The sequence below is a fragment of the Veillonella sp. KGMB01456 genome (assembly GCF_023051165.1).
Classification (GTDB): domain Bacteria; phylum Bacillota; class Negativicutes; order Veillonellales; family Veillonellaceae; genus Veillonella_A.
The window spans coordinates 1-19,115 of the sequence record NZ_JALKIG010000021.1 but is presented as its reverse complement, the minus strand read 5'-3'; the positions used below and the strand labels follow the sequence as shown (position 1 = coordinate 19,115).

At 42.7% G+C, this 19,115-nt stretch carries 23 protein-coding genes and 1 riboswitch; of the genes, 22 read left to right on the top strand and 1 reads right to left on the bottom strand.

All coding sequences use genetic code 11. The features are described 5' to 3' along the window. Window positions 1-9 precede the first annotated feature (9 nt). The 21 genes from MXE28_RS07215 to dapA all read left to right on the top strand — a co-directional run bounded on the left by MXE28_RS07215 (window position 10) and on the right by dapA (window position 17,554). Window positions 10-1,218 carry an aminotransferase class I/II-fold pyridoxal phosphate-dependent enzyme gene (locus MXE28_RS07215; RefSeq protein ID WP_021841851.1) on the top strand — a complete coding sequence of 403 codons (1,209 nt, stop codon included), beginning with the start codon at window positions 10-12 and terminating at the stop codon, window positions 1,216-1,218. Further along, on the top strand, window positions 1,172-1,804 hold the full coding sequence (cobC, locus tag MXE28_RS07210; protein ID WP_021841850.1) for an alpha-ribazole phosphatase: 633 nt from the start codon (window positions 1,172-1,174) through the stop codon (window positions 1,802-1,804). Before MXE28_RS07215 ends, cobC begins: the two co-directional genes overlap by 47 nt. 16 nt (window positions 1,805-1,820) lie before the next feature. Next, complete coding sequence (locus tag MXE28_RS07205; protein WP_021841849.1) at window positions 1,821-2,567, top strand: pseudouridine synthase; 747 nt, start codon at window positions 1,821-1,823, stop codon at window positions 2,565-2,567. A gap of 60 nt (window positions 2,568-2,627) precedes the next feature. Further along, the gene (locus tag MXE28_RS07200; protein WP_021841848.1) at window positions 2,628-3,698 is read left to right on the top strand and encodes a Xaa-Pro peptidase family protein; all 1,071 of its coding nucleotides are present in this window, start codon (window positions 2,628-2,630) and stop codon (window positions 3,696-3,698) included. A gap of 14 nt (window positions 3,699-3,712) precedes the next feature. After that, window positions 3,713-4,270 (top strand): elongation factor P, encoded by a 558-nt coding sequence (gene efp / locus MXE28_RS07195; protein WP_006556749.1) that lies wholly within the window; start codon window positions 3,713-3,715, stop codon window positions 4,268-4,270. Window positions 4,271-4,356: 86 nt separating this feature from the next. Next, window positions 4,357-4,731 (top strand): Asp23/Gls24 family envelope stress response protein, encoded by a 375-nt coding sequence (locus MXE28_RS07190; protein WP_021841847.1) that lies wholly within the window; start codon window positions 4,357-4,359, stop codon window positions 4,729-4,731. 21 nt (window positions 4,732-4,752) lie between these two features. Continuing rightward, window positions 4,753-5,151 (top strand): Asp23/Gls24 family envelope stress response protein, encoded by a 399-nt coding sequence (locus MXE28_RS07185; RefSeq protein WP_021841846.1) that lies wholly within the window; start codon window positions 4,753-4,755, stop codon window positions 5,149-5,151. After that, window positions 5,135-5,644 (top strand): transcription antitermination factor NusB, encoded by a 510-nt coding sequence (gene nusB, locus MXE28_RS07180; protein WP_021841845.1) that lies wholly within the window; start codon window positions 5,135-5,137, stop codon window positions 5,642-5,644. The genes MXE28_RS07185 and nusB overlap by 17 nt, the downstream gene beginning before the upstream one ends. Before the next feature lie 12 nt (window positions 5,645-5,656). Continuing rightward, window positions 5,657-6,682: a metallohydrolase gene (locus MXE28_RS07175; RefSeq protein WP_247239992.1), complete on the top strand. Its 1,026-nt coding sequence runs from the start codon at window positions 5,657-5,659 to the stop codon at window positions 6,680-6,682. A 60-nt stretch (window positions 6,683-6,742) separates the two neighbouring features. Then, on the top strand, window positions 6,743-7,948 hold the full coding sequence (gene xseA / locus MXE28_RS07170) for an exodeoxyribonuclease VII large subunit (RefSeq protein WP_021841843.1): 1,206 nt from the start codon (window positions 6,743-6,745) through the stop codon (window positions 7,946-7,948). After that, window positions 7,941-8,159 carry an exodeoxyribonuclease VII small subunit gene (xseB, locus tag MXE28_RS07165; protein WP_021841842.1) on the top strand — a complete coding sequence of 73 codons (219 nt, stop codon included), beginning with the start codon at window positions 7,941-7,943 and terminating at the stop codon, window positions 8,157-8,159. The genes xseA and xseB overlap by 8 nt, the downstream gene beginning before the upstream one ends. A 136-nt stretch (window positions 8,160-8,295) precedes the next feature. Next, a complete protein-coding gene (locus MXE28_RS07160; protein WP_021841841.1) occupies window positions 8,296-9,174 on the top strand; it encodes a polyprenyl synthetase family protein in 879 nt (292 codons plus the stop codon). Window position 9,175: 1 nt separating this feature from the next. Then, window positions 9,176-9,643, top strand: a complete 468-nt coding sequence (locus tag MXE28_RS07155) for a divergent PAP2 family protein (protein ID WP_021841840.1) — start codon at window positions 9,176-9,178, stop codon at window positions 9,641-9,643. 65 nt (window positions 9,644-9,708) lie between these two features. Further along, on the top strand, window positions 9,709-10,512 hold the full coding sequence (locus tag MXE28_RS07150) for a TlyA family RNA methyltransferase (protein ID WP_021841839.1): 804 nt from the start codon (window positions 9,709-9,711) through the stop codon (window positions 10,510-10,512). Between the two features lie 8 nt (window positions 10,513-10,520). Beyond that, window positions 10,521-11,402: an NAD(+)/NADH kinase gene (locus MXE28_RS07145; protein WP_247239991.1), complete on the top strand. Its 882-nt coding sequence runs from the start codon at window positions 10,521-10,523 to the stop codon at window positions 11,400-11,402. Further along, window positions 11,399-12,025 (top strand): class I SAM-dependent methyltransferase, encoded by a 627-nt coding sequence (locus MXE28_RS07140; protein ID WP_021841837.1) that lies wholly within the window; start codon window positions 11,399-11,401, stop codon window positions 12,023-12,025. Before MXE28_RS07145 ends, MXE28_RS07140 begins: the two co-directional genes overlap by 4 nt. Window positions 12,026-12,028: 3 nt before the next feature. Continuing rightward, entirely contained in the window at window positions 12,029-12,484 is a 456-nt protein-coding gene (argR, locus tag MXE28_RS07135) for an arginine repressor (protein ID WP_021841836.1), read from the top strand. Window positions 12,485-12,665: 181 nt separating this feature from the next. Then, window positions 12,666-14,339, top strand: coding sequence for a DNA repair protein RecN (recN, locus tag MXE28_RS07130; RefSeq protein WP_247239990.1), 1,674 nt, complete (start codon window positions 12,666-12,668; stop codon window positions 14,337-14,339). Window positions 14,340-14,447: 108 nt separating this feature from the next. After that, window positions 14,448-14,615, top strand: a riboswitch (Lysine riboswitch). Window positions 14,616-14,728: 113 nt separating this feature from the next. Beyond that, entirely contained in the window at window positions 14,729-15,526 is a 798-nt protein-coding gene (gene dapB, locus MXE28_RS07125; protein ID WP_156705034.1) for a 4-hydroxy-tetrahydrodipicolinate reductase, read from the top strand. A gap of 90 nt (window positions 15,527-15,616) precedes the next feature. Further along, entirely contained in the window at window positions 15,617-16,648 is a 1,032-nt protein-coding gene (locus tag MXE28_RS07120) for an aspartate-semialdehyde dehydrogenase (protein ID WP_156705032.1), read from the top strand. Between the two features lie 24 nt (window positions 16,649-16,672). Further along, entirely contained in the window at window positions 16,673-17,554 is an 882-nt protein-coding gene (gene dapA, locus MXE28_RS07115) for a 4-hydroxy-tetrahydrodipicolinate synthase (RefSeq protein WP_226974385.1), read from the top strand. Window positions 17,555-17,700: 146 nt separating this feature from the next. Here dapA and lexA read toward each other — a convergent pair whose 3' ends face one another. Beyond that, window positions 17,701-18,384, bottom strand: coding sequence for a transcriptional repressor LexA (gene lexA / locus MXE28_RS07110; RefSeq protein ID WP_021841831.1), 684 nt, complete (start codon window positions 18,382-18,384; stop codon window positions 17,701-17,703). A gap of 270 nt (window positions 18,385-18,654) precedes the next feature. Between lexA and MXE28_RS07105 the strand changes: the two genes are divergently transcribed. Beyond that, window positions 18,655-18,969, top strand: coding sequence for a LysM peptidoglycan-binding domain-containing protein (locus MXE28_RS07105; protein ID WP_247239989.1), 315 nt, complete (start codon window positions 18,655-18,657; stop codon window positions 18,967-18,969). Window positions 18,970-19,115 lie beyond the last annotated feature (146 nt).

Below are 19,115 nucleotides of genomic sequence, written 5' to 3'. Positions count from 1 at the left end.
TGCTCAGCCATGAAAAATACCCACGGTGGTAACATCTATAAAGTGGCGGCCGCTCATAACGTAGCACCACAGGATATTACTGATTTTAGCGCTAATATTAATCCTTTAGGCATGAGCCCCAAAGGGCAAGCCGCTTTGACGGCTCACTTAAATGAAATCATTCACTATCCGGATCCGGAATACACAGAATTTCGCCGGACAGTAAGTCAGGTTATGGATGTACCTGATGAGAACATTCTGGTGGGGAATGGAGCGGCCGAATTATTGTATGCCCTCATGACCCTACCCGGTATCGAGGAAGTATTGGTACCGGCACCGGGCTTTTCCGAATATGCCTTAGCCGCACAGGCTCAAGGTCTTTCGGTCTTAGCCTATTCTATGATTCCGATGGCCGCCGATGGTGAAGTAGAATCGGTAAATGAATCCCATCATTTATTTGGGAGTACTACACCGCATCAACCGATTACCCATTTTGCCGTTCCTTATGAAGATTTAAAAGCCCATCTCAAACGCTGTGCAGAAGAACAAGTGCGAACAATAATCTGTCTCGGTAACCCGAACAATCCGGACGGCAGTTTGCAAACGCTGACGGAAGTATTCGAAATGGCTGCGTTAGCCCAAGCATCAAACAGCTTACTGCTTATTGATGAATCATTTATTGAGTTCACCAATGAATCTCATAGCCTCCGGCCTTATTTGGCGGAATATCCGGCCATTGTTATATTGCATTCACTGACCAAATTCTATGCAATTCCGGGTTTACGCTTAGGCTTATTATTGGGGGACACGAATATATTAAAGAGTATTGCCGTTCATGTACCGACGTGGTCGGTTAATCATTTGGCCCAACAATATGGGATAGAAGCCCTTCAAGACGAAGTGTATCGTCAAAAAACGCGGGCCGTCGTGGCACGTGAAAAAGAGTGGCTCTATGGCGCCATTAATGCATTCGACTTTATAACAGCTTTACCGCCGACGGTTAACTTTATGCTTTTACATTGGCAACCGCAACATCCGAGTCTTGCCGATTTTATGGAATTTTTAGAAAATAAACAGCTTCTGATTCGCAGTTGCGAAGCCTATGACGGGCTTGGGCAAGGGTGGTTTCGGATTGCTGTTAAAGATAGAAACCGTAATGAATTATTGATTTCATATGTAAAGGAGTTCGCCCATGCACACAATTTACTTAGTTCGCCACGGCCAGACGGAATGGAATAGCAGTGGCTTTTATCAGGGATTTACGAATGTTCAACTCAATCAGACGGGCATTATTCAAGCTGAAGCGGTGGCCAAGGAATTAACATCCGTACATTTTGACTCCATTATTGCCAGTGACTTAGATCGTGCCCGTATTACAGCGGAAACAATTTTAGGAAATCGTCAAATTCCGTTTAAAACCGATGAACGGTTGCGTGAAATTAATTTTGGCGACTGGGAAGGCCTCACCTATGACCAGATTGAAGCTAAATGGCCTCATTCCATTTACACCATGTATCGCAGTCCCGATAAAGTTAAAATTTCAAACGGGGAATCTTTCCAAGAAGTGCAGGAGCGCGCTTGGCAAGCCTTGACCGATGAAATGACAGCTATCGGTGAAGATAAAACCATTCTTATTGTGGCTCACGGCGGTACCAATCGTACCTTGATTTGTAAAATGCTCAGCTTACCGCTTCATTTTGCTTGGAATTTCAGCCAAGGTAATACGGCCATCAGCCGTGTGGAATTCTACGGCCTGACAGAAGATGATCATAATACTTTGAGTCTTTTGAACTACACGAAACATTTGGAAACGATTCAGTTATAATAGTTCGGATTATATTATGAGATTACGTTTAGATAAATTTTTAGCCAATAAAGCTTTGGGCAGCCGTAAAGAAGTCCATGCACTCATAAAGCAGGGACTTGTTACGGTGGATGGTGTAGTGGCTAAGAAAAAAGATATGCCCATTGATATTCCGGAACAAACGATTGCGGTAAATGGTGAAATCATCGACAGCCGCCAGATTTATTATGTAAAGTTTAATAAACCGGCCGGTTATGTATGTGCCATGGAGGATGCTCGTCATCCCACGGTTATGGATATTTTGCCGCCCGAGTTTCGCACTATGGGCGTAGGCCCGGTGGGACGCCTCGATAAAGATACGGAAGGCCTTTTATTACTGTCCAATGACGGCGCCTGGGCCCACCGCATTATCAACGGCAAAAAACATGTGCCCAAACGGTATTATTTTGAATATAGCGGTACCCTTAGCGCAGAAGGCTTAGAACGCATTCGCACCGGTATCGTCCTAGGTGACGGTACGGAATGTAAACCGGCTGAAATCATCTTAACCGGTGCAGTGGCCGAAAAATCAGAAGATACGGGCGTCGGTGATGCCGTTTTACTTAAGAGTGCCGAAATTATAATCGAAGAAGGTAAATATCATCAGGTTAAACGCATGATAGGGGCGGCCGGCGGTGAAATCACCTATTTAAAGCGCCTCACAGTGGGACATCTTGATTTAACAGACATCCCGACCCCCGGTGATTTTATGTATCTTGAAGCGTCAGACTACGAAAAACTATAGTCAAAACGCTCATTTTGTGGTATCATGAAATGAAAAAACTTATAGCAAGGGAGTCTTATCATGAACGGCTTATTACGCCTACAGGATTATTTGACTGCGCACCAGTATGATGGCATACTCTTGCTTAGCCAGACCAATCTGAGATATTTTGCCGGTTTTACAGGGACTACAGCCATAGGCTTTGTAACACCGAATACAGCGTTTATAGTAACTGACAGTCGTTATACGGAACAAGCAGAGAACCAATGTGAAGGGTATGAAGTCATCCAATACACCGGTTCTAATTGGGAAACTATAGCGGATATTGTCAAAAATCATAATATTACATTATCTGTCTGTGCGTTCGAAGGCAATTATGTGCCGGTTGACACGTATATGACATTTTCCGATATTTTGGTAGGCAGTAAGTTTAAATCCGTTGATTTAACACCTTTACGGGCTGTTAAACGGCCGGATGAACTTACGCTTATGAAAGAAGCTGCCCGCATTGCCGATGAAGCGTTTGCCGCTTTGTTACCGCAATTAAAACCGGGTATGACGGAACGGGAAGCATGCGTCACTTTAGAAATTGAAATGTTAAAACGCGGCTCTGAAGAACCGTCTTTCGATACCATCGTGGCCTCCGGGCATCGCTCCAGTATGCCACACGGTGTAGCGTCTGATAAAGTCATTGAAACCGGTGATTTTGTTACCTTTGACTTTGGCGCCGTATACCAAGGGTATCATTCGGATATGACCCGCACCATTGTGATGGGGCACGCATCCGATTTACAACGCAAGCTCTATAAAGTTGTGCTTGATGCGCAGCTGAAGGGCCTAGCCGCTGTAAAAGCCGGTACTACAGGTAAAATTGTAGACGCCGCTTGCCGCGACAGTATTGCGGCCGACGGTTATGGCGATTATTTCAATCACGGCACCGGTCACGGTGTAGGGCTCGATATTCACGAAGAACCGGTAGCATCACCGCGTTCCAATACTGTATTAGAGCCTAATATGATAGTTACAGTGGAACCGGGCGTATATCTTCCCGGGGAAATAGGTCTTCGCATTGAAGACAGTGTTATAGTTACTGACGATGGCTATGAGCTACTCACTCATACCTCGAAGGAATTAATAGAAGTAAAAGGTTAAACGGAGGGATTTAAATGATTTCTAGTAATGATTTTCGTCCGGGCGTAACAATTGAGCTCGATGGCAACGTGTGGCAGGTTGTAGACTTCCAACACGTAAAACCGGGTAAAGGTGCTGCATTCGTACGTTGTAAATTAAAAAATTTACAGACCGGTTCTGTAGTTGAACGTACTTTCAATGCCGGTGAAAAAGTGCCTAAAGCACATGTTGATCGTCGTCGTATGCAATACTTATACGAAGCTGACGGCGCTTATACGTTCATGGACAATGAAACGTATGACCAAGTAGAATTGAATCTTGAACAATTGGGCGAAGCTAAAAACTTCTTGCTTGAAAACATGGAAGTTAGCATCGTATTTTTCCAAGGCATCGTAATCGGTATCGATTTACCGGTAGCTGTAGAACTTCGCGTTGTTGAAACTGACCCTGGTATCCGTGGCGATACCGCAACAGGTGGTAACAAACCGGCTACATTGGAAACCGGCTATGTTGTTAAAGTGCCATTGTTTATCGAAGTGGGCGATGTTCTTCGCGTCGATACACGCACCGGCCAATACATTGAACGTGCGTAATATCAATTAATTTTAAAAGCATTTGTCTTTAACGTACGTTGTTCAAGGCAAATGCTTTTTATGCTATTAAAGAAAGGCAGGGTACTATGAGTGATAAGAATGCATTCTTTGAAGGAGTGACTAAAATAAGCGATAATGTGTATGGCACTATTGCTTCCTTGAAAGCGTTGGAAGTGAAGGGTGTCGCTTCTATGAGTACCACTGCAGGCGATGATTTTGCCAATTTAATCGGCATGAAAAGCCAATGGGAAGGCGTTAGTTTACAACGAACATCGGATAATAGTATTACCATCGACTTATATCTTGTTGCTCGTTACGGCTATCGTATTCCCGATGTGGCTTTGCGCGTTCAGGAACATGTAAAAACCGGCATCGAAACATTGACCGGCACACATGTAGAGGGTGTTAATATCTTTATTCAGGATATTGCCTTTGAAAATACAGGCGTTAAGTACATTTAATCGGGAAAGGAGCGATACCAAGTGGACGTAAAATCAAATAATCCGCAATTACAGGTAGATGTGTCCGATGAAGTTCTATTGCAGATAGCTCATCATGCATTAACCTTAATTCCGGGCTATCATTCACTAAACAGTAATTTTTACACCGGTATGGTTGACGGCATTGCGCGCAATTTTGGTCAAAAACGCTTGCCCGGCATTAATGTAAAACATCGCAAAGAAGGCCTTGAGATCAATATATATATTAATGTCCTTTACGGCTATCCTTTGATGACAATGGCTACCCAAATTCGCCAACAAATCAACAAAGATTTAAAAGAATCCTTAGACCTGGATTCAGTGCGAATCGATGTGCATTTTGAAAATATAATCGATCCTAATCAAGTAACAGAGGAGTTAAATAATGAAGCAAAATCGTAATCGCCGCCAAGCGCGGCTGTATGCTTTCCAATCTTTATATGCCAAGGAATTTCATAAGCCTGAAGATTCCGTAATTATGCCGGAAGAAGAATCCGGCAGTACCGGTGCCATGGATATTGCCTATGCAGAAGCGATTATTAACGGTGTAACGGCTAATCAGGAGATTTTAGATAATCTGTTACAGGCCCACTCGCCAAAACGCAAAATAGGGCAATTAGGAGCGGTTGAGCGAAACGTATTGCGCTTAGCAGCTTGGGAACTTACCGTTTCTACCGAAGCCATCGATCCTCGCATTATTATTAATGAAGCCGTACAATTGGCTAAAGATTTCGGTTCCGATAAAGGCTATAAATTTGTAAATGCCGTATTGGATGCCATTGCCAAAGAAAAAGGCTCTTCAAAAGCGTCTCCTACATCCGGGGCGACTGAGTCTAGCGATGCTAAAACCACGGAAGCTAAAACATCCGATAATGCTTCAGACCTTAAGTCCTAAACGAGGCATATCATGAAAGTTTATTTAGGATTAGATACAAGTTGTTATAGTACATCCTGTGCGTTGGTCAATGAATCGGGTGAATTAATTGGCCAAGCCAGAAAACTATTAGACGTAAAATCGGGCGAGCGTGGGCTGCAACAATCACAAATGGTGTTTCAGCATACCCGTGCTTTACCCGATTTAATTGAACAATTGCCGTCAGGTGTCCAACTAGCGGGCATTGGAGTCAGTGCGTTTCCGCGCCGTGAAAAGGATTCCTATATGCCTGCTTTTTTGGTGGGCCGAGGCATGGCAAAAAGCTTAGGTCATCTAAATGACGTTCCCGTCTATGAGTTTTCACACCAGGAAAACCATATTCTGGCCGCTTTACGTGTTTTAAACTGTGTGCCGGACGAATCGTTTTATGCGCTCCATGTATCGGGCGGCACGACGGAGCTATTATATTGTGAACCGGCTGAAGAAACATTTTTTACGGCCCAATTAATAAGCGGGGCTTTAGATTTACATGGCGGTCAATTTGTCGATCGCATCGGCGTAGCTCTAGACCTACCGTTTCCGGCGGGGCCCCATATGGAACGAATCGCCAAAACACTATGCGATGATCCTAAAGCATTAAAAAAGACAGTTAATCGCTTAGAATCTGAATCAAATGGTGATTTTAAAATGCTACCCGTATCGGTAAAAAACGGCGCCATCAGCTTTGGCGGCCCTTGCAGTGAAGCCATGCGCCGTATTGAACGAGCTAACAACGGACATAAGCTTTCCGATGATTACAAGGCGCAAACGGCTTTAACCGTATTCCACTGCATGACTCGTTCACTGCAAAAAATGTTGACCTATCATTGGGAACAGCGCCCGGCCGGTACTTTAATTGCCGTAGGCGGCGTCATGGCTAACAGTTATTTACGCCAAGCTCTGTTTGATTTCGGTCAATCCCGCAAAGTTAAGGTCCTCTTTGCACCGCCTGAATACAGTTCCGATAATGCCACCGGTGTAGCTTACGGAGCCGCTTTACTGGACGCTGAAAACAAATAGAAAATAAATAGTATTGAAGGTTTTTACCATAAGAAATACAAGGTTCACAGGAGGAATTATATGGATGTTTTCTCCATTACCAAATTAAACAATCTAATAAAACGGGTGTTGGAGCGGGAGTATGTACTGAAAAACTGTTATGTAGCCGGTACGATTGCCAATTTAAAACGCCACAGCACCGGCCATTACTATTTTTCACTAAAAGACGATGATGCCTCCGTCGATGTAGCCCTTTGGGCGGGCACGGCGCAGAAAAAAGGCCTCGTCGGTCAATTGGAAAACGGCCTCTTTGTAACCATGCGGGCTACTATTAATTTCTATGAAAAAACCGGCCGCTTAAGTCTCATCTGTAATGATATGGAAATCGGCCAGAAGAGCCCGTATCAACTTGCCTTCGAAGCGCTAAAGAAAGAATTGACGGCTCTCGGCTATTTTGACGAAAGCCATAAACAGCCATTGCCGGTTATGCCTGCTACGATTGGCCTCGTTACATCCGAGTCAGGTGCTGTGCTCCATGATATTTTGCATGTAGCTCGGCAACGTAATCCGTTCGTACAGTTTAAACTCTTTGCCGTACCGGTACAGGGTGATAAAGCCGGTCCCATTATTGCTAAAGGGATTGAACGAGCTGATGCGGATACCGAGGTAGAACTCGTTATTGTAGGACGCGGCGGGGGCTCTATGGAGGATTTATGGTGCTTCAACGATAGAACCGTAGTAGAGGCTGTGTATAACTGTAAGACGCCTATTGTATCAGCTGTAGGTCACGAAACGGACTATACCCTTTGTGACTTTGCCGCCGACGTACGTGGTGCCACGCCCAGTCATGCAGCAGAACTTACGGTCTATCCCGTAAGTTATCTCTTAGAACAGTTAGAAGCGAAAGAAACATACTTGCATCAATACATGAAACAAACGATAGAAACAAAGAAACAAGAATTGCAGGCTATTTTTAATCGCAAATTAGGCATTCCCGCTTTAACCTTAATCCACCAAGAAAGTTCTAAACTCAGTGAGTTACAACATCGTTTAAGCGGTGCCGTGCAACAGGCTGTCGGCAAAAAGCAAAACGATTTGTTACTCCTGGGACAGCAACTGGAATTATTGAATCCGTTGCATTTACTGTTAAAAGGATATACTAAAATTGAACATGGCGGTTCACCGATTCACTCCGTCACCGCTGTAAATGTAGGGGATAGCGTGAATATTACTATGAACGACGGCTCATTAACAGCCAAGGTAGAGGAGATTATAACAAATGGCTAACACACTTAAGAATTACGAAAAAAAATATGCAGCCTTGGAAGAAATTGTACGCACCTTGGATGCTAATGAATTATCCGTTAACGACTTATTAACACAATATAAAAAAGGCCTTACACTCGTGAAAGAGTGCTCCGACATGCTGCAAAGCGTGGAAGGGGAAGTACGCCAAATTATTGAAGAAGTCCGTATCGGCAGTGAAGGTCAGAAATAATTTTTCTAAAATATGCAAAATATTTGCTTATTTACTCAATAATCTATGTATAAAATCTATAAAATGATGTATAATAACTATATTCAAACGAGTCAGTAAAACTGACTTTACAGGCCGTTCAGAGGCAGGAGGATATATGTTAAAAGAGTATTTAAAGGCGAGCAAAACATGGGTGGAAGATTATCTCAAAGAAGTGTTAAACTCGCCCAATACAGAATATGAGAAACTTTATGAATCCATGCGCTATAGTTTACTCATGGGCGGTAAACGGATTCGCCCGATTTTAACGAAAGCGGTTATGGAATCCTTCGGTGTTTCACCGGAACCGTATAAGGAAATTGTGTGTGCCATCGAATTAATTCACACCTATTCCTTAATTCATGACGATTTACCGGCCATGGACAATGACGATTACCGCCGCGGCAATCTGACAAACCATAAAGTATATGGTGACGGGCTCGCTGTTTTGGCAGGTGACGGCTTATTAACATATGCCTTTCAGCTAATCTGTCAAAATAAAGCAGCCACACCGGAACAGCATCTTAAATGCGTGTTAGCCTTAGCCAAGGCAGCCGGACCGGAAGGTATGGTAGGGGGGCAGGCCTTCGATTTATTGTCGGAAGGACGTCACATTCCACTGTCGGAACTGCAAGTGCTCCATCGCGGTAAAACAGGGGCCTTATTCTTGGCGGCTATCGAAATCGGTCTGATTCTCAGCCACGCTTCAGCAGATGTCCATAAAGCCTATATGACTTATGGCGATCAGCTAGGCTTATTGTTCCAAATTACCGATGATATTCTCGATGTAACGGGCACCATTGAGGATTTAGGGAAAATGCCCGGTAGTGATGAAAAACAAGATAAATCCACCTATGTATCCGAATTAGGTGAAGACGGGGCTCGCGCTAAAGCGGATGAAACCGCAGCAGCCGCTAAAAGTGCTTTGGCTTCGGTACCAAACGATACAACCATCTTGGAAGCATTAGTAGACTACCTTGTACATAGGACGAATTGATATGCAATTTTTAAATGAATTATTCGATAATTACATTGCGCTGAGTGCCTTTCTGGGATGGTTTTCAGCACAAGCTTTAAAATTTGTCATCGTGTTACTGCAGTATAGACGCTTCCAATGGGAACGCCTCATCGGATCCGGCGGATTTCCCAGTTCTCATTCGTCGCTCGTAGTCGCTTTATCAACGGCTACCGCTTATATTCATGGCATAACGTCAGACTTATCGGTAATCTGTATTACCTTTTCACTTATCGTCATGTATGACGCGTCCGGCGTACGCCGTGAAGCAGGGCGACAGGCACAAATTTTAAACCAATTAATGGAACATTTCAAAAAGCGTAATATTCCGGTCTATCTGGATGACGGTCATGTGCTCAAAGAGCTCTTGGGGCATACGCCTTTTGAAGTTTTCGGCGGTGCCTTTTTAGGCTATGCCGTGGCCTCCATTATTTACTATAACTTTCTATAACTTTTATAACTAAGAAGCTTACAGGGGCAATCTAAAAGCTTCCCGAGTTGAAACTAAGGAGTTTTATGAGTACTAAAGAACGGTTAGACGTCTTATTGGTGAATCGCGGTCTTTTTGAAAGTCGTGAAAAAGCCAAAACAGCCATCATGGCCGGCCAAATTTTTATGGGCACTGTCTGTGTCGACAAAGCGGGTACTAAGGTGCCGATTGATGCGGATTTGAGCGTTAAAGGCAATACGTTACCTTATGTTAGTCGCGGCGGGTTAAAGCTGGAAAAAGCGTTACAATTGTATCCAATCGATTTAACTGATGCGGTTATGGTTGATATTGGCGCTTCTACTGGTGGTTTTACCGACTGTGCTCTTCAAAATGGGGCCGCCAAAGTCTTTGCCATTGACGTGGGCTATAACCAACTGGCTTGGTCACTGCGCCAAGATAAGCGCGTCATCAACATGGAAAAGCAGAATATACGAACCGTTACGGCGGAACAACTGGGTGAACTGGTTGATTTCATTTCCATTGATGTGGCGTTTATTTCACTGGATAAAGTACTTCCTGTAGCCGTAACGCTCCTTAAGGACACAGGCTCTTTAGTAGCTCTTATTAAACCGCAATTTGAAGCGGGGCGTGAAAAAGTGGGCAAGGGTGGTATTGTCCGTGACCCGGCTACGCACGCCGAAGTGCTGACACGCATTTTAAATGTAGCCGAAGAAGTGGGCTTACATCTTCATGGCGTAACCTATTCACCCATCAAGGGGACTGAAGGTAATATAGAGTTTTTGGGATATTTTAAAAAGACGACGGACGGTGCCTTACCGATTACGCCTGAATTGGTTGAATCAGTGGTAGCCGCCGCGCACGAACTGTAGGTGATGATATGCGAGTAGGGTTTATTCCTAACATGGGGAAAGAGAATATTATTCCTATTTTGCAAGAGGCGAAGAGCCTTTGTGAAAAAAACGGCTTGGACGTATGGCTACCGGCCGATTTGGAGGAGTTTAATTTACCTGAACTATTAGGTGTTCCGACTAAGCACGTATTGCCTAGGCCTGAATTTTTTAAGCATCTTGATATGGCCTTCAGTTTCGGCGGTGACGGTACCTTAATTCACTTAGCCCGTCAAATTTATGAATATGATGTTCCCATTTGCGGTATTAATTTAGGGGAATTAGGCTTCTTAAATCAAATCGAATTAGCCGATATGGAAGACCGCATCAAGAAAATCGCCAACGGTGATTATCGCGTGGAAAATCGTATCCATTTGGCTGCGGAAATCCGCACACCTCATGGTGTAAAAAAATTAACACCGGTCATTAATGAAGTGGTTATTACTCATGAAAAACCCGGCCGTATGGCACGTATAAATTTAGCCATCAACGAAGGGTATACGCAGATGTACCCTGCCGACGGTTTAATCGTAGCTTGTTCTACAGGATCTACGGGCTATAACTTATCGGCCGGCGGTCCGATTATGGCACCTGATAATCATTCCATCATCGTTACACCGGTAGCGCCGCATTTGTTGCAAAGTGTATCCTTGGTGTTAAAAGAGAGTGCCCGCATCGATTTAACCATGCCGAAGCGTCAGGAAAAGCTTCATATTTGCATCGATGGGACGTTCGATTATCAGTTTAGCAGTGAAGACAGTCTTCACATCGAAGCCAGCGCGCTTTACAGCCGCTATGTGCGCTTCTATGACGTAAAATTCTTCGCTACCTTATTCCGCAAATTATCGGCACGAAGAGATGAGCTTTTATGATCAACTATAATCATGTTGTACAGTTCCAACACATTTTTTGGGATGAGCAACTAAAAAGTGCCAAAACAGTCGTAGATGCTACGGCCGGTAATGGCCATGATTTGGTGTATCTGGCCCAACATTGTTTGCCCGGCAGCACGCTGTGGGGCATCGATAAACAGGCAAAGGCCATCGAAGCTTCCACTAAGCGCCTGCATACCGAATGCGGCCGCACAGATATTACGTATCACTTGGTACATGGTACCCATGAAGATATATTGGCAACAGGCAATGCGGCAGCAGCCCATAACGATGGATCTGCGGCGAATACTAAATTTAATACGACCATTACTAATATTGACTTACTAATTTTTAATTTAGGGTATTTACCGGGTAGTGATCATACCATGATGACAAAACCCGATTCAACTATACAAGCCATCAAAGGAGGCTTAGATTTATTAAATCCTAAAGGGCTCATTACTATCGTTACCTATCCGGGTACACCGGAAGGTGAGCGGGAAGACGAAGCAGTATGTGAATTTATAAGTACTTTGCCGCAAAAGTCATATGATGTAGCCAATTGGAAATTAATAAACCAAGCAAACAAACCTCCTATTTTATATATTATTAAAGGACGGTGACCTATGAAACGTTACAGATATAATAAAATCAAAGAAATCGTACAATCTCGCTCTATTGAAACACAGGAAGAATTGGCAGCCGCTTTAGCCGCGGAAGGTATTGAAGTTACGCAAGCTACGGTATCCCGCGATATTAAAGAATTAATGCTCATTAAAATTCCTACCGGTGACGGTCATTATCGTTACGCTTTATCGCCGGAAGAGAATGTACTCCTTATCGGTAATCGCATTAGTCGCCTGTTCCAAGAATCCATTACGCGCGTAGACTTTACCATGAATCAGATTGTATTGCATACCTTACCGGGTTCCGCTCAATCTGTGGCATTTGCCATTGACCATGCTAAATGGGCTGAGTTAATCGGCACCTTGGCCGGTGATGATACGATTTTATTAATTGCACGCTCCGTTGAAGACGTACAGCCGATTTTAAAACGTATTTCCGATCTTATGAAAGATTAATATGTAACTATTAAGCCTATGCGCCCTTATGCGTATAGGCTTAGTGATTATTAACGGCATCATTTATGTTTGCCTCGTATAATTACTATTTATATTTGCCCAGTATACTTATTATTTATATTGGTATCGTATAATTTATTTATGTGTTATTACCTGTAAAGGGATTAAGGACTTGTAATCTATGCTCACACAAATGGGAATTCGTAATTTTGCCTTAATTGAACAGATGAATTTACAATTTTCGGACGGCATTACCATCTTTACCGGTGAAACCGGTGCCGGTAAATCCATCCTTATGGATGCTTTCAGCATTCTGTTGGGCGAGCGGGCCAGCAGTGATTTTATCCGCCATGGCAAGGATGCCTTTGTTATTGAAGGGGTATTCGATGTAACCGATGATACGGAACTGTTAGATCTTTTAACAGCTAAAAATATTCTCGTGGAAGAAAATCAGCTCATTTTATCGCGCTCTTTTAACCGTCAAGGAAAGTCTACTATTTTGGCTAATGACCAGGCTATCCCACTTAAAGCACTGCGCGAAATCGGCCTTTATTTAGCGGATATTCACGGCCAATATAGCAATCAGCTCTTGTTGAATCCTGATGTGCATCACAAATATTTAGATGAATACACCAAAGAAGGGCAAACGGCCTTTGATACTTATGTAAAGGCCTATAAGAGCTATAAAACAGCAAAATCTCAATTAGACGGTCTGGAAGCCATGGCTGCGGAACGAGCCAGAGAACTGGATATGCTTCGCTTTCAAATTGATGAAATTGAAGAAGCGCAACTGAAACCGGGTGAAGACGAAGCGTTAGCGGCAGAACTTAAACGATTAGACAGCTTTGAACATCTGGATAAAGTATTAGGTGCTTGTTACAATGCCTTCTACAGTGATCGACATGCCATCTTGGAAGCAGTCAACAGCATTAAATCGGAAGTACAGGATTTGGTTCGTTATGACGAGGAGCTCAAAGACTTATCCGAATTGATCAATTCCGCCTATTTTCAATTAGAAGAAGCGGCGCAAGGGCTTGATCGCTATCGTGATTCCATTTCTTATGATGAAGAACGGTACGCCTATTGTCAGGAACGGGATTCCTTAATTTACGGTTTAAAACGCAAATATGGGGAAACCATTGAAGCCGTTTTAGAATTTGAAAACAAAGCGCAAGCCCGATTGGAAGAGTTAGAAGCACAGAGCTATGCTAAAGAAGATTTAGAAAAAGCCGTCCAACAAGCCGAAGCCGATGCAAGAACTAAATTAGCTGAGCTTACTGCGATTCGCGATACAAACAGTGCCATAATTGCCGAACAATTGCAAAAGCAGTTAAAAGACTTAGGGATGAGTAAAGCCAAACTTCAATTTGTCATTGAAAAAAGTGACGAACTATTGCCGTTAGGGGCTAAACGCATTGAACTCTTATTCAATGCCAATGCAGGGGAGGACTTATTGCCGCTCCACAAAGTGGCCTCCGGCGGTGAAATCTCGCGTATCGCTTTGGCCTTTAAAACGGTATTTAATACCAAAACATTTAAGACTTTGGTATTCGATGAAATCGACGTTGGTATTAGTGGCGATATTGCCTTGCAGGTAGCAGCTAAAATCCAACAACTCAGCAACAGCACACAGGTATTTTGTATAACTCATTTGCCTCAAACCGCAAGTATTGCCAAACATCATTATCACCTGTCCAAGCAGGAAGTGGATGGACGCACCGTATCAAGCCTTACCGAGCTTAGCGAGGAAGAACATGTGGAACAAATCGCCCGCATGATGTCCGGTCAAAACTTCTCCCATACGGCTCTAGCTACGGCGAAAGAAATGATTCAGCATTTTAAAAATAAGCATTAATAGCTTTACCTCGGTTATAGTTATAACTATGTATACAGAATACGATTTGACGCCATCAGAAAATAAATGTATACTATTGGTAATCACTTTTGAATTTTGAATTAAATATGCGGAGATAGAGGCGCGATGCTTAAGAGTACTTGTAAGGAGCCCGGCAAGGCTGTGAGATATGAAGAAAGGGAGAATCGCCGAAGCTTGTTTGTGCCGACAAACATAGCTGGTTGTGCATTGAATAAGTGTATGACTGTCATCATTTGATGGAGTGCTAGCTCATTGTTCTGACTATCATAGTTTTGTTATATTCATATGATAAAGCGCATAGTCGTTCAGGTAACCATACCAAGATCAGTGGCAGCTATCCGCTGGTCTTTTTTTTGGGAGGAATGAACATGATTACAGTAATGGTATGTGGTGCGACCGGCAAAATGGGTCGCGAAGTCGTAAAAGCTGTTCATAATGATCCGGACTTACAGTTTATCGGCGGTATCGATCCTAAACAGGCCGGAGAAGATGCCGGTACAGCTGCCGGTATCGAATCATTGGGGCTGCCTTTATACGAAAGCTTAACAGCCGCCTTAAGCGCTAAAAAGCCGGATGTTATCGTTGATTTTACCAGTCCCGCCATTATTTTTGAAAACGCTAAAACTGTTTTAGGCGCCGGCGTTCACATGGTAATCGGAACTACCGGTCTTACCGCTGAACAGCGTGATGAATTAGCGGCCATCGGTAAAGCCAATAATGCCAATTGCTTTGTGGCACCTAACTTTTCACTGGGCGCTGTTATGATGATGAAAACAGCAGCTGATTTGGCACCCTATTTCCCGAATGTAGAAATTATCGAATTGCATCACAATCACAAATATGATGCTCCATCGGGAACGGCCGTATTAACAGCCAAGCTTATTAATGAAGCTAAACAGGCAGCCGGTGCGGTAGGGGCTGAAGATTTAACTCGTGAAAGTTTACCCGGTGCTCGCGGTGCCAAGGTAGATGATGTAACGATTCACAGCGTTCGCTTGCCGGGTTATGTGGCTCATCAGGAAGTTTTATTTGGGGGTTATGATGAAACACTGACAATTCGCCACGATTCACTCAGCCGTTTATCCTTCATGCCGGGCGTAGTTTTAGCTTGTAAGAAGATTGCTGAAAAACCGGGCCTTACTTACGGTTTGGAACATTACTTATAATTTTAAAGATAGGATATGATAGGGTATTTAAAAACCCTTTGTCATACTATTGCTACAATATTTATTTTTATTAAATTGGGAGAGATACACATGAGAAAACCAAATGTTGCTATTTTAGGTGCTACCGGCGCGGTAGGGCAAGAATTTATTAAATTAATCGAAGATCGCCAATTTCCGTTTGAAAATCTTAAATTATTGGCATCCGCTCGTTCAGCCGGCACGGAATTAACAGTATGCGGTAAAACTTATGTGGTAGAAGAAGCTACCGCCGATTCTTTTGAAAATGTTGACATTGCTTTATTTGCGGGTGGCTCCATATCCAAAACTTTGGCACCGGAAGCGGTGAAACGCGGTGCTATTGTTATCGATAACTCCAGCACCTTCCGAATGGATCCGAACGTACCGCTCGTAGTACCCGAAGTAAATCCGGAAGATATCGATACTCATCAAGGCATTATCGCCAATCCAAACTGCTCTACCATTATTATGGCTTTAGGGCTTAAACCGCTCCACGATTTATCGCCGATTAAACGTGTTGTCGTAAGTACCTACCAGGCCGTATCCGGAGCCGGTAAGGAAGGCATTGACGAATTGGATAACCAAGTAAGTGCTCACATTCAAGGGAAACCGATGGAAGCCCATATCTTACCTAGTGCTTCCGCGCCTAAACATTATCCGATTGCTTTTAATGTAATTCCGCAAATTGATGTTTTCTTGGACAACGATTATACTAAAGAAGAAATGAAAATGGTCAATGAAACGCAGAAGATTTTGCATGATGATTCCATTCAAGTCGTTCCGACCACGGTTCGTATCCCCGTATATCGTTCCCATTCCGAGTCTGTTTTGGTAGAAACCGAAGCACCGGTAAGTGTTGCTGATTTTAAAGCTGCCTGTGAAAAATTCCCGGGCCTTGTGGTCAATGATAATCCACAAGAACAAGCGTATCCGATGCCGCTTTACACATCCGGTAAGGATGATTGTGAAATCGGCCGTATTCGCAAAGATTTATACAACGATAAAGGCATGAATTTCTGGATTGCCGGCGATCAAATCCGCAAAGGGGCTGCCTTGAATGCCTTGCAGATTGCCGAGTATTTGGTGGAACACCAATCATTTTAAAGAATAGTTTTAGAGGAGGTTATTATGAAAACCTTAGGTCGCGTATTAACAGCTATGATTACACCGTTTAACGCGGATGGTTCAGTAGATTTTGAAGGAGCGCTCACATTAGCCAAGCATTTACTAAACAATGGATCTGATGGTCTTATTGTATGTGGCACTACGGGAGAAAGTCCCACAATTGACAATGAGGACAAACTTAAGCTATTTGAATTAATCGCGCGCGAGTGTGGTCATTTAGGTTCCATCGTGGCCAATACAGGTTCCAATAATACCCAACGTACAATAGAATTGACCAAGGCGGCTTCTAAAACGGGCGTAAATGCCGTAATGGGCGTAGTACCTTATTACAATAAACCAAATCAACGCGGATTATTTGAACATTTCAAAGCCATGGCTGAAGCTACTGATTTACCGGTCATCGTATACAATGTTCCGGGCCGTACAGGCGGCAAAATTATGCCCGCTACTATAGCTAAATTGCGTGAAGCTTGCCCAAATATTGCTGCTGTTAAAGAAGCGAGCGGTGATATTAATGTAGCGGCTGAAATTTATCATTTATTGCCGGATGATTTCATGATTTACAGTGGTGATGATGGGTTAACTCTACCGATGCTCGCTGTAGGCGGATGCGGAGTTATTTCTGTAGCGGCTCATGTAGTGGGCAAAGAAATGAATGAAATGATTCAGGCTTATGAAGCAGGGGATGTGGCTAAAGCCAAACGAATCAATAAAGACTTATTCCCTATATTCAAAGCCATGTTTGTAACAACTAATCCGATTCCTGTAAAATACGCAGTACGTCAATTAGGTTTGCCGGCCGGTCCGTTCCACTTGCCGTTATGTGAACCGTCGGACGAAGAAGAAGCCGTAATTAATGCAGCTATTAAACCATACATTAAATAAGCCAGCACTGCATTACAACAACAATAATAAAGAAGAAAATTATAAAAATAAAAAACGAACACTTGTTTCTTAAGCCAAAATTCCGGCAGACAAACAAGTGTTCGTTTTATTTTATTTAATTGAAAATATAAATGACAGACTGACTATTAAATGTGATCGCGAATTAAACCGATAACTTTACCCTCGATAGTACAGGAATCTGTATAAATAGGTTCAAATTCACTATTTTCAGGCTGTAAACGAATTCGATTGGCTTCACGATAGAAGCGTTTAACCGTTGCTTCGTCATCAATACGGGCTACTACAATATCACCGTTATTAGCGGTTTGTTGATTACGAACGATTAGTAAGTCACCTTCATACATGCCGATATCACGCATCGACTCACCGCGTACACGAAGGAGGAAACATTCGGAATTACCAATTAAGGATAAAGGAAGCGGAATAGTAGCTTCCTGGTTTTGAATAGCCGTTACCGGTGTACCGGCTTGAACCGTACCGATTAAAGGAACATTACGTAAACGAGCCTGGAGCATTTCAAATGTTTCGGAAGAGGTAACCTGTTTATCAGCAGACACCTCTACTTTAGGCGCCATTTTAGGCTTAAGGCCAACAACTGTAATAGAGCGGTTCTTATTTACATCACGGGTAATATAGCCAAAACGTTCTAAAGTATTAAGATGACTCTGAACCGTAGAAGTAGAGCTCAATCCCATATACTCACAAATTTCACGAACACTGGGGCAGCGAAATTTAGTTTCTAAACACATGGTAATATAATCCAAAATTTTCTTTTGTTTTGAGTTAATATCGGTAGCAGGTCGTCTCACGGCTATAACCTCACAATCTAAAATACTTAAAATCTGTCATTAACTAAATAGTCATATATTATGAAATGTAATTTATAAAAATTGGCGTACATAAACTATCTCAATGTTATTATAGAACGTATTTACAAATATTGTCAAATAAAAGTTCGATTTTCACCTTGACCGAACATTTATTCGTGTGATATACTAAGCGTGTAAACAAACATATATACCGTTAGTAATGTTCGTTTAAATACTATTTAGAAAGCATAGTTCAATGGGGTGATTGTTATGAAACGCGATTTTTTAATTGTTTTCAGTATGTTCTTAACCTTAACCATAGGTTATTTTATGAATACGCCAAGCATTGAGTTAGATACGCATAATGTACGCACCGTAACCGTAAAAGCCGGTGATACTGTTTGGGGCATTGCTTCCCAATATGCCAATGATCATATAGATATCCGTGAAATGGTTCACGCTGTAAGCACGTTAAATAAATTAGATGAAACTGCCAGTTTAGAACCGGGTCGTACACTCAAAATACCTACTGTTAAAACACAGAACGATAAAGTATTCAGTGAATACGTAGCTCAGAATGAATAATCTGTTCGATTGTTAATTTCGAACAAATCATTCAAAGTTACTAATTATGTTGACAATTTAATATACATATAAAAAAGAGCTTCCCAGCGGCTTGAACCGACCCCTTAAAGTTAGACCTAAAAATCTAATTTTAAGGAGGTCGGTTT

Coding starts and splice junctions, on each gene's coding strand:
- MXE28_RS07215 (WP_021841851.1), top strand. CDS start 10: ATGAAAAATACCCACGGTGGTAACATCTATAAAGTGGCGGCCGCTCAT.
- cobC (WP_021841850.1), top strand. CDS start 1,172: ATGCACACAATTTACTTAGTTCGCCACGGCCAGACGGAATGGAATAGC.
- MXE28_RS07205 (WP_021841849.1), top strand. CDS start 1,821: ATGAGATTACGTTTAGATAAATTTTTAGCCAATAAAGCTTTGGGCAGC.
- MXE28_RS07200 (WP_021841848.1), top strand. CDS start 2,628: ATGAACGGCTTATTACGCCTACAGGATTATTTGACTGCGCACCAGTAT.
- efp (WP_006556749.1), top strand. CDS start 3,713: ATGATTTCTAGTAATGATTTTCGTCCGGGCGTAACAATTGAGCTCGAT.
- MXE28_RS07190 (WP_021841847.1), top strand. CDS start 4,357: ATGAGTGATAAGAATGCATTCTTTGAAGGAGTGACTAAAATAAGCGAT.
- nusB (WP_021841845.1), top strand. CDS start 5,135: ATGAAGCAAAATCGTAATCGCCGCCAAGCGCGGCTGTATGCTTTCCAA.
- MXE28_RS07175 (WP_247239992.1), top strand. CDS start 5,657: ATGAAAGTTTATTTAGGATTAGATACAAGTTGTTATAGTACATCCTGT.
- xseA (WP_021841843.1), top strand. CDS start 6,743: ATGGATGTTTTCTCCATTACCAAATTAAACAATCTAATAAAACGGGTG.
- xseB (WP_021841842.1), top strand. CDS start 7,941: ATGGCTAACACACTTAAGAATTACGAAAAAAAATATGCAGCCTTGGAA.
- MXE28_RS07160 (WP_021841841.1), top strand. CDS start 8,296: ATGTTAAAAGAGTATTTAAAGGCGAGCAAAACATGGGTGGAAGATTAT.
- MXE28_RS07155 (WP_021841840.1), top strand. CDS start 9,176: ATGCAATTTTTAAATGAATTATTCGATAATTACATTGCGCTGAGTGCC.
- MXE28_RS07150 (WP_021841839.1), top strand. CDS start 9,709: ATGAGTACTAAAGAACGGTTAGACGTCTTATTGGTGAATCGCGGTCTT.
- MXE28_RS07145 (WP_247239991.1), top strand. CDS start 10,521: ATGCGAGTAGGGTTTATTCCTAACATGGGGAAAGAGAATATTATTCCT.
- MXE28_RS07140 (WP_021841837.1), top strand. CDS start 11,399: ATGATCAACTATAATCATGTTGTACAGTTCCAACACATTTTTTGGGAT.
- argR (WP_021841836.1), top strand. CDS start 12,029: ATGAAACGTTACAGATATAATAAAATCAAAGAAATCGTACAATCTCGC.
- recN (WP_247239990.1), top strand. CDS start 12,666: ATGCTCACACAAATGGGAATTCGTAATTTTGCCTTAATTGAACAGATG.
- dapB (WP_156705034.1), top strand. CDS start 14,729: ATGATTACAGTAATGGTATGTGGTGCGACCGGCAAAATGGGTCGCGAA.
- MXE28_RS07120 (WP_156705032.1), top strand. CDS start 15,617: ATGAGAAAACCAAATGTTGCTATTTTAGGTGCTACCGGCGCGGTAGGG.
- dapA (WP_226974385.1), top strand. CDS start 16,673: ATGAAAACCTTAGGTCGCGTATTAACAGCTATGATTACACCGTTTAAC.
- MXE28_RS07105 (WP_247239989.1), top strand. CDS start 18,655: ATGAAACGCGATTTTTTAATTGTTTTCAGTATGTTCTTAACCTTAACC.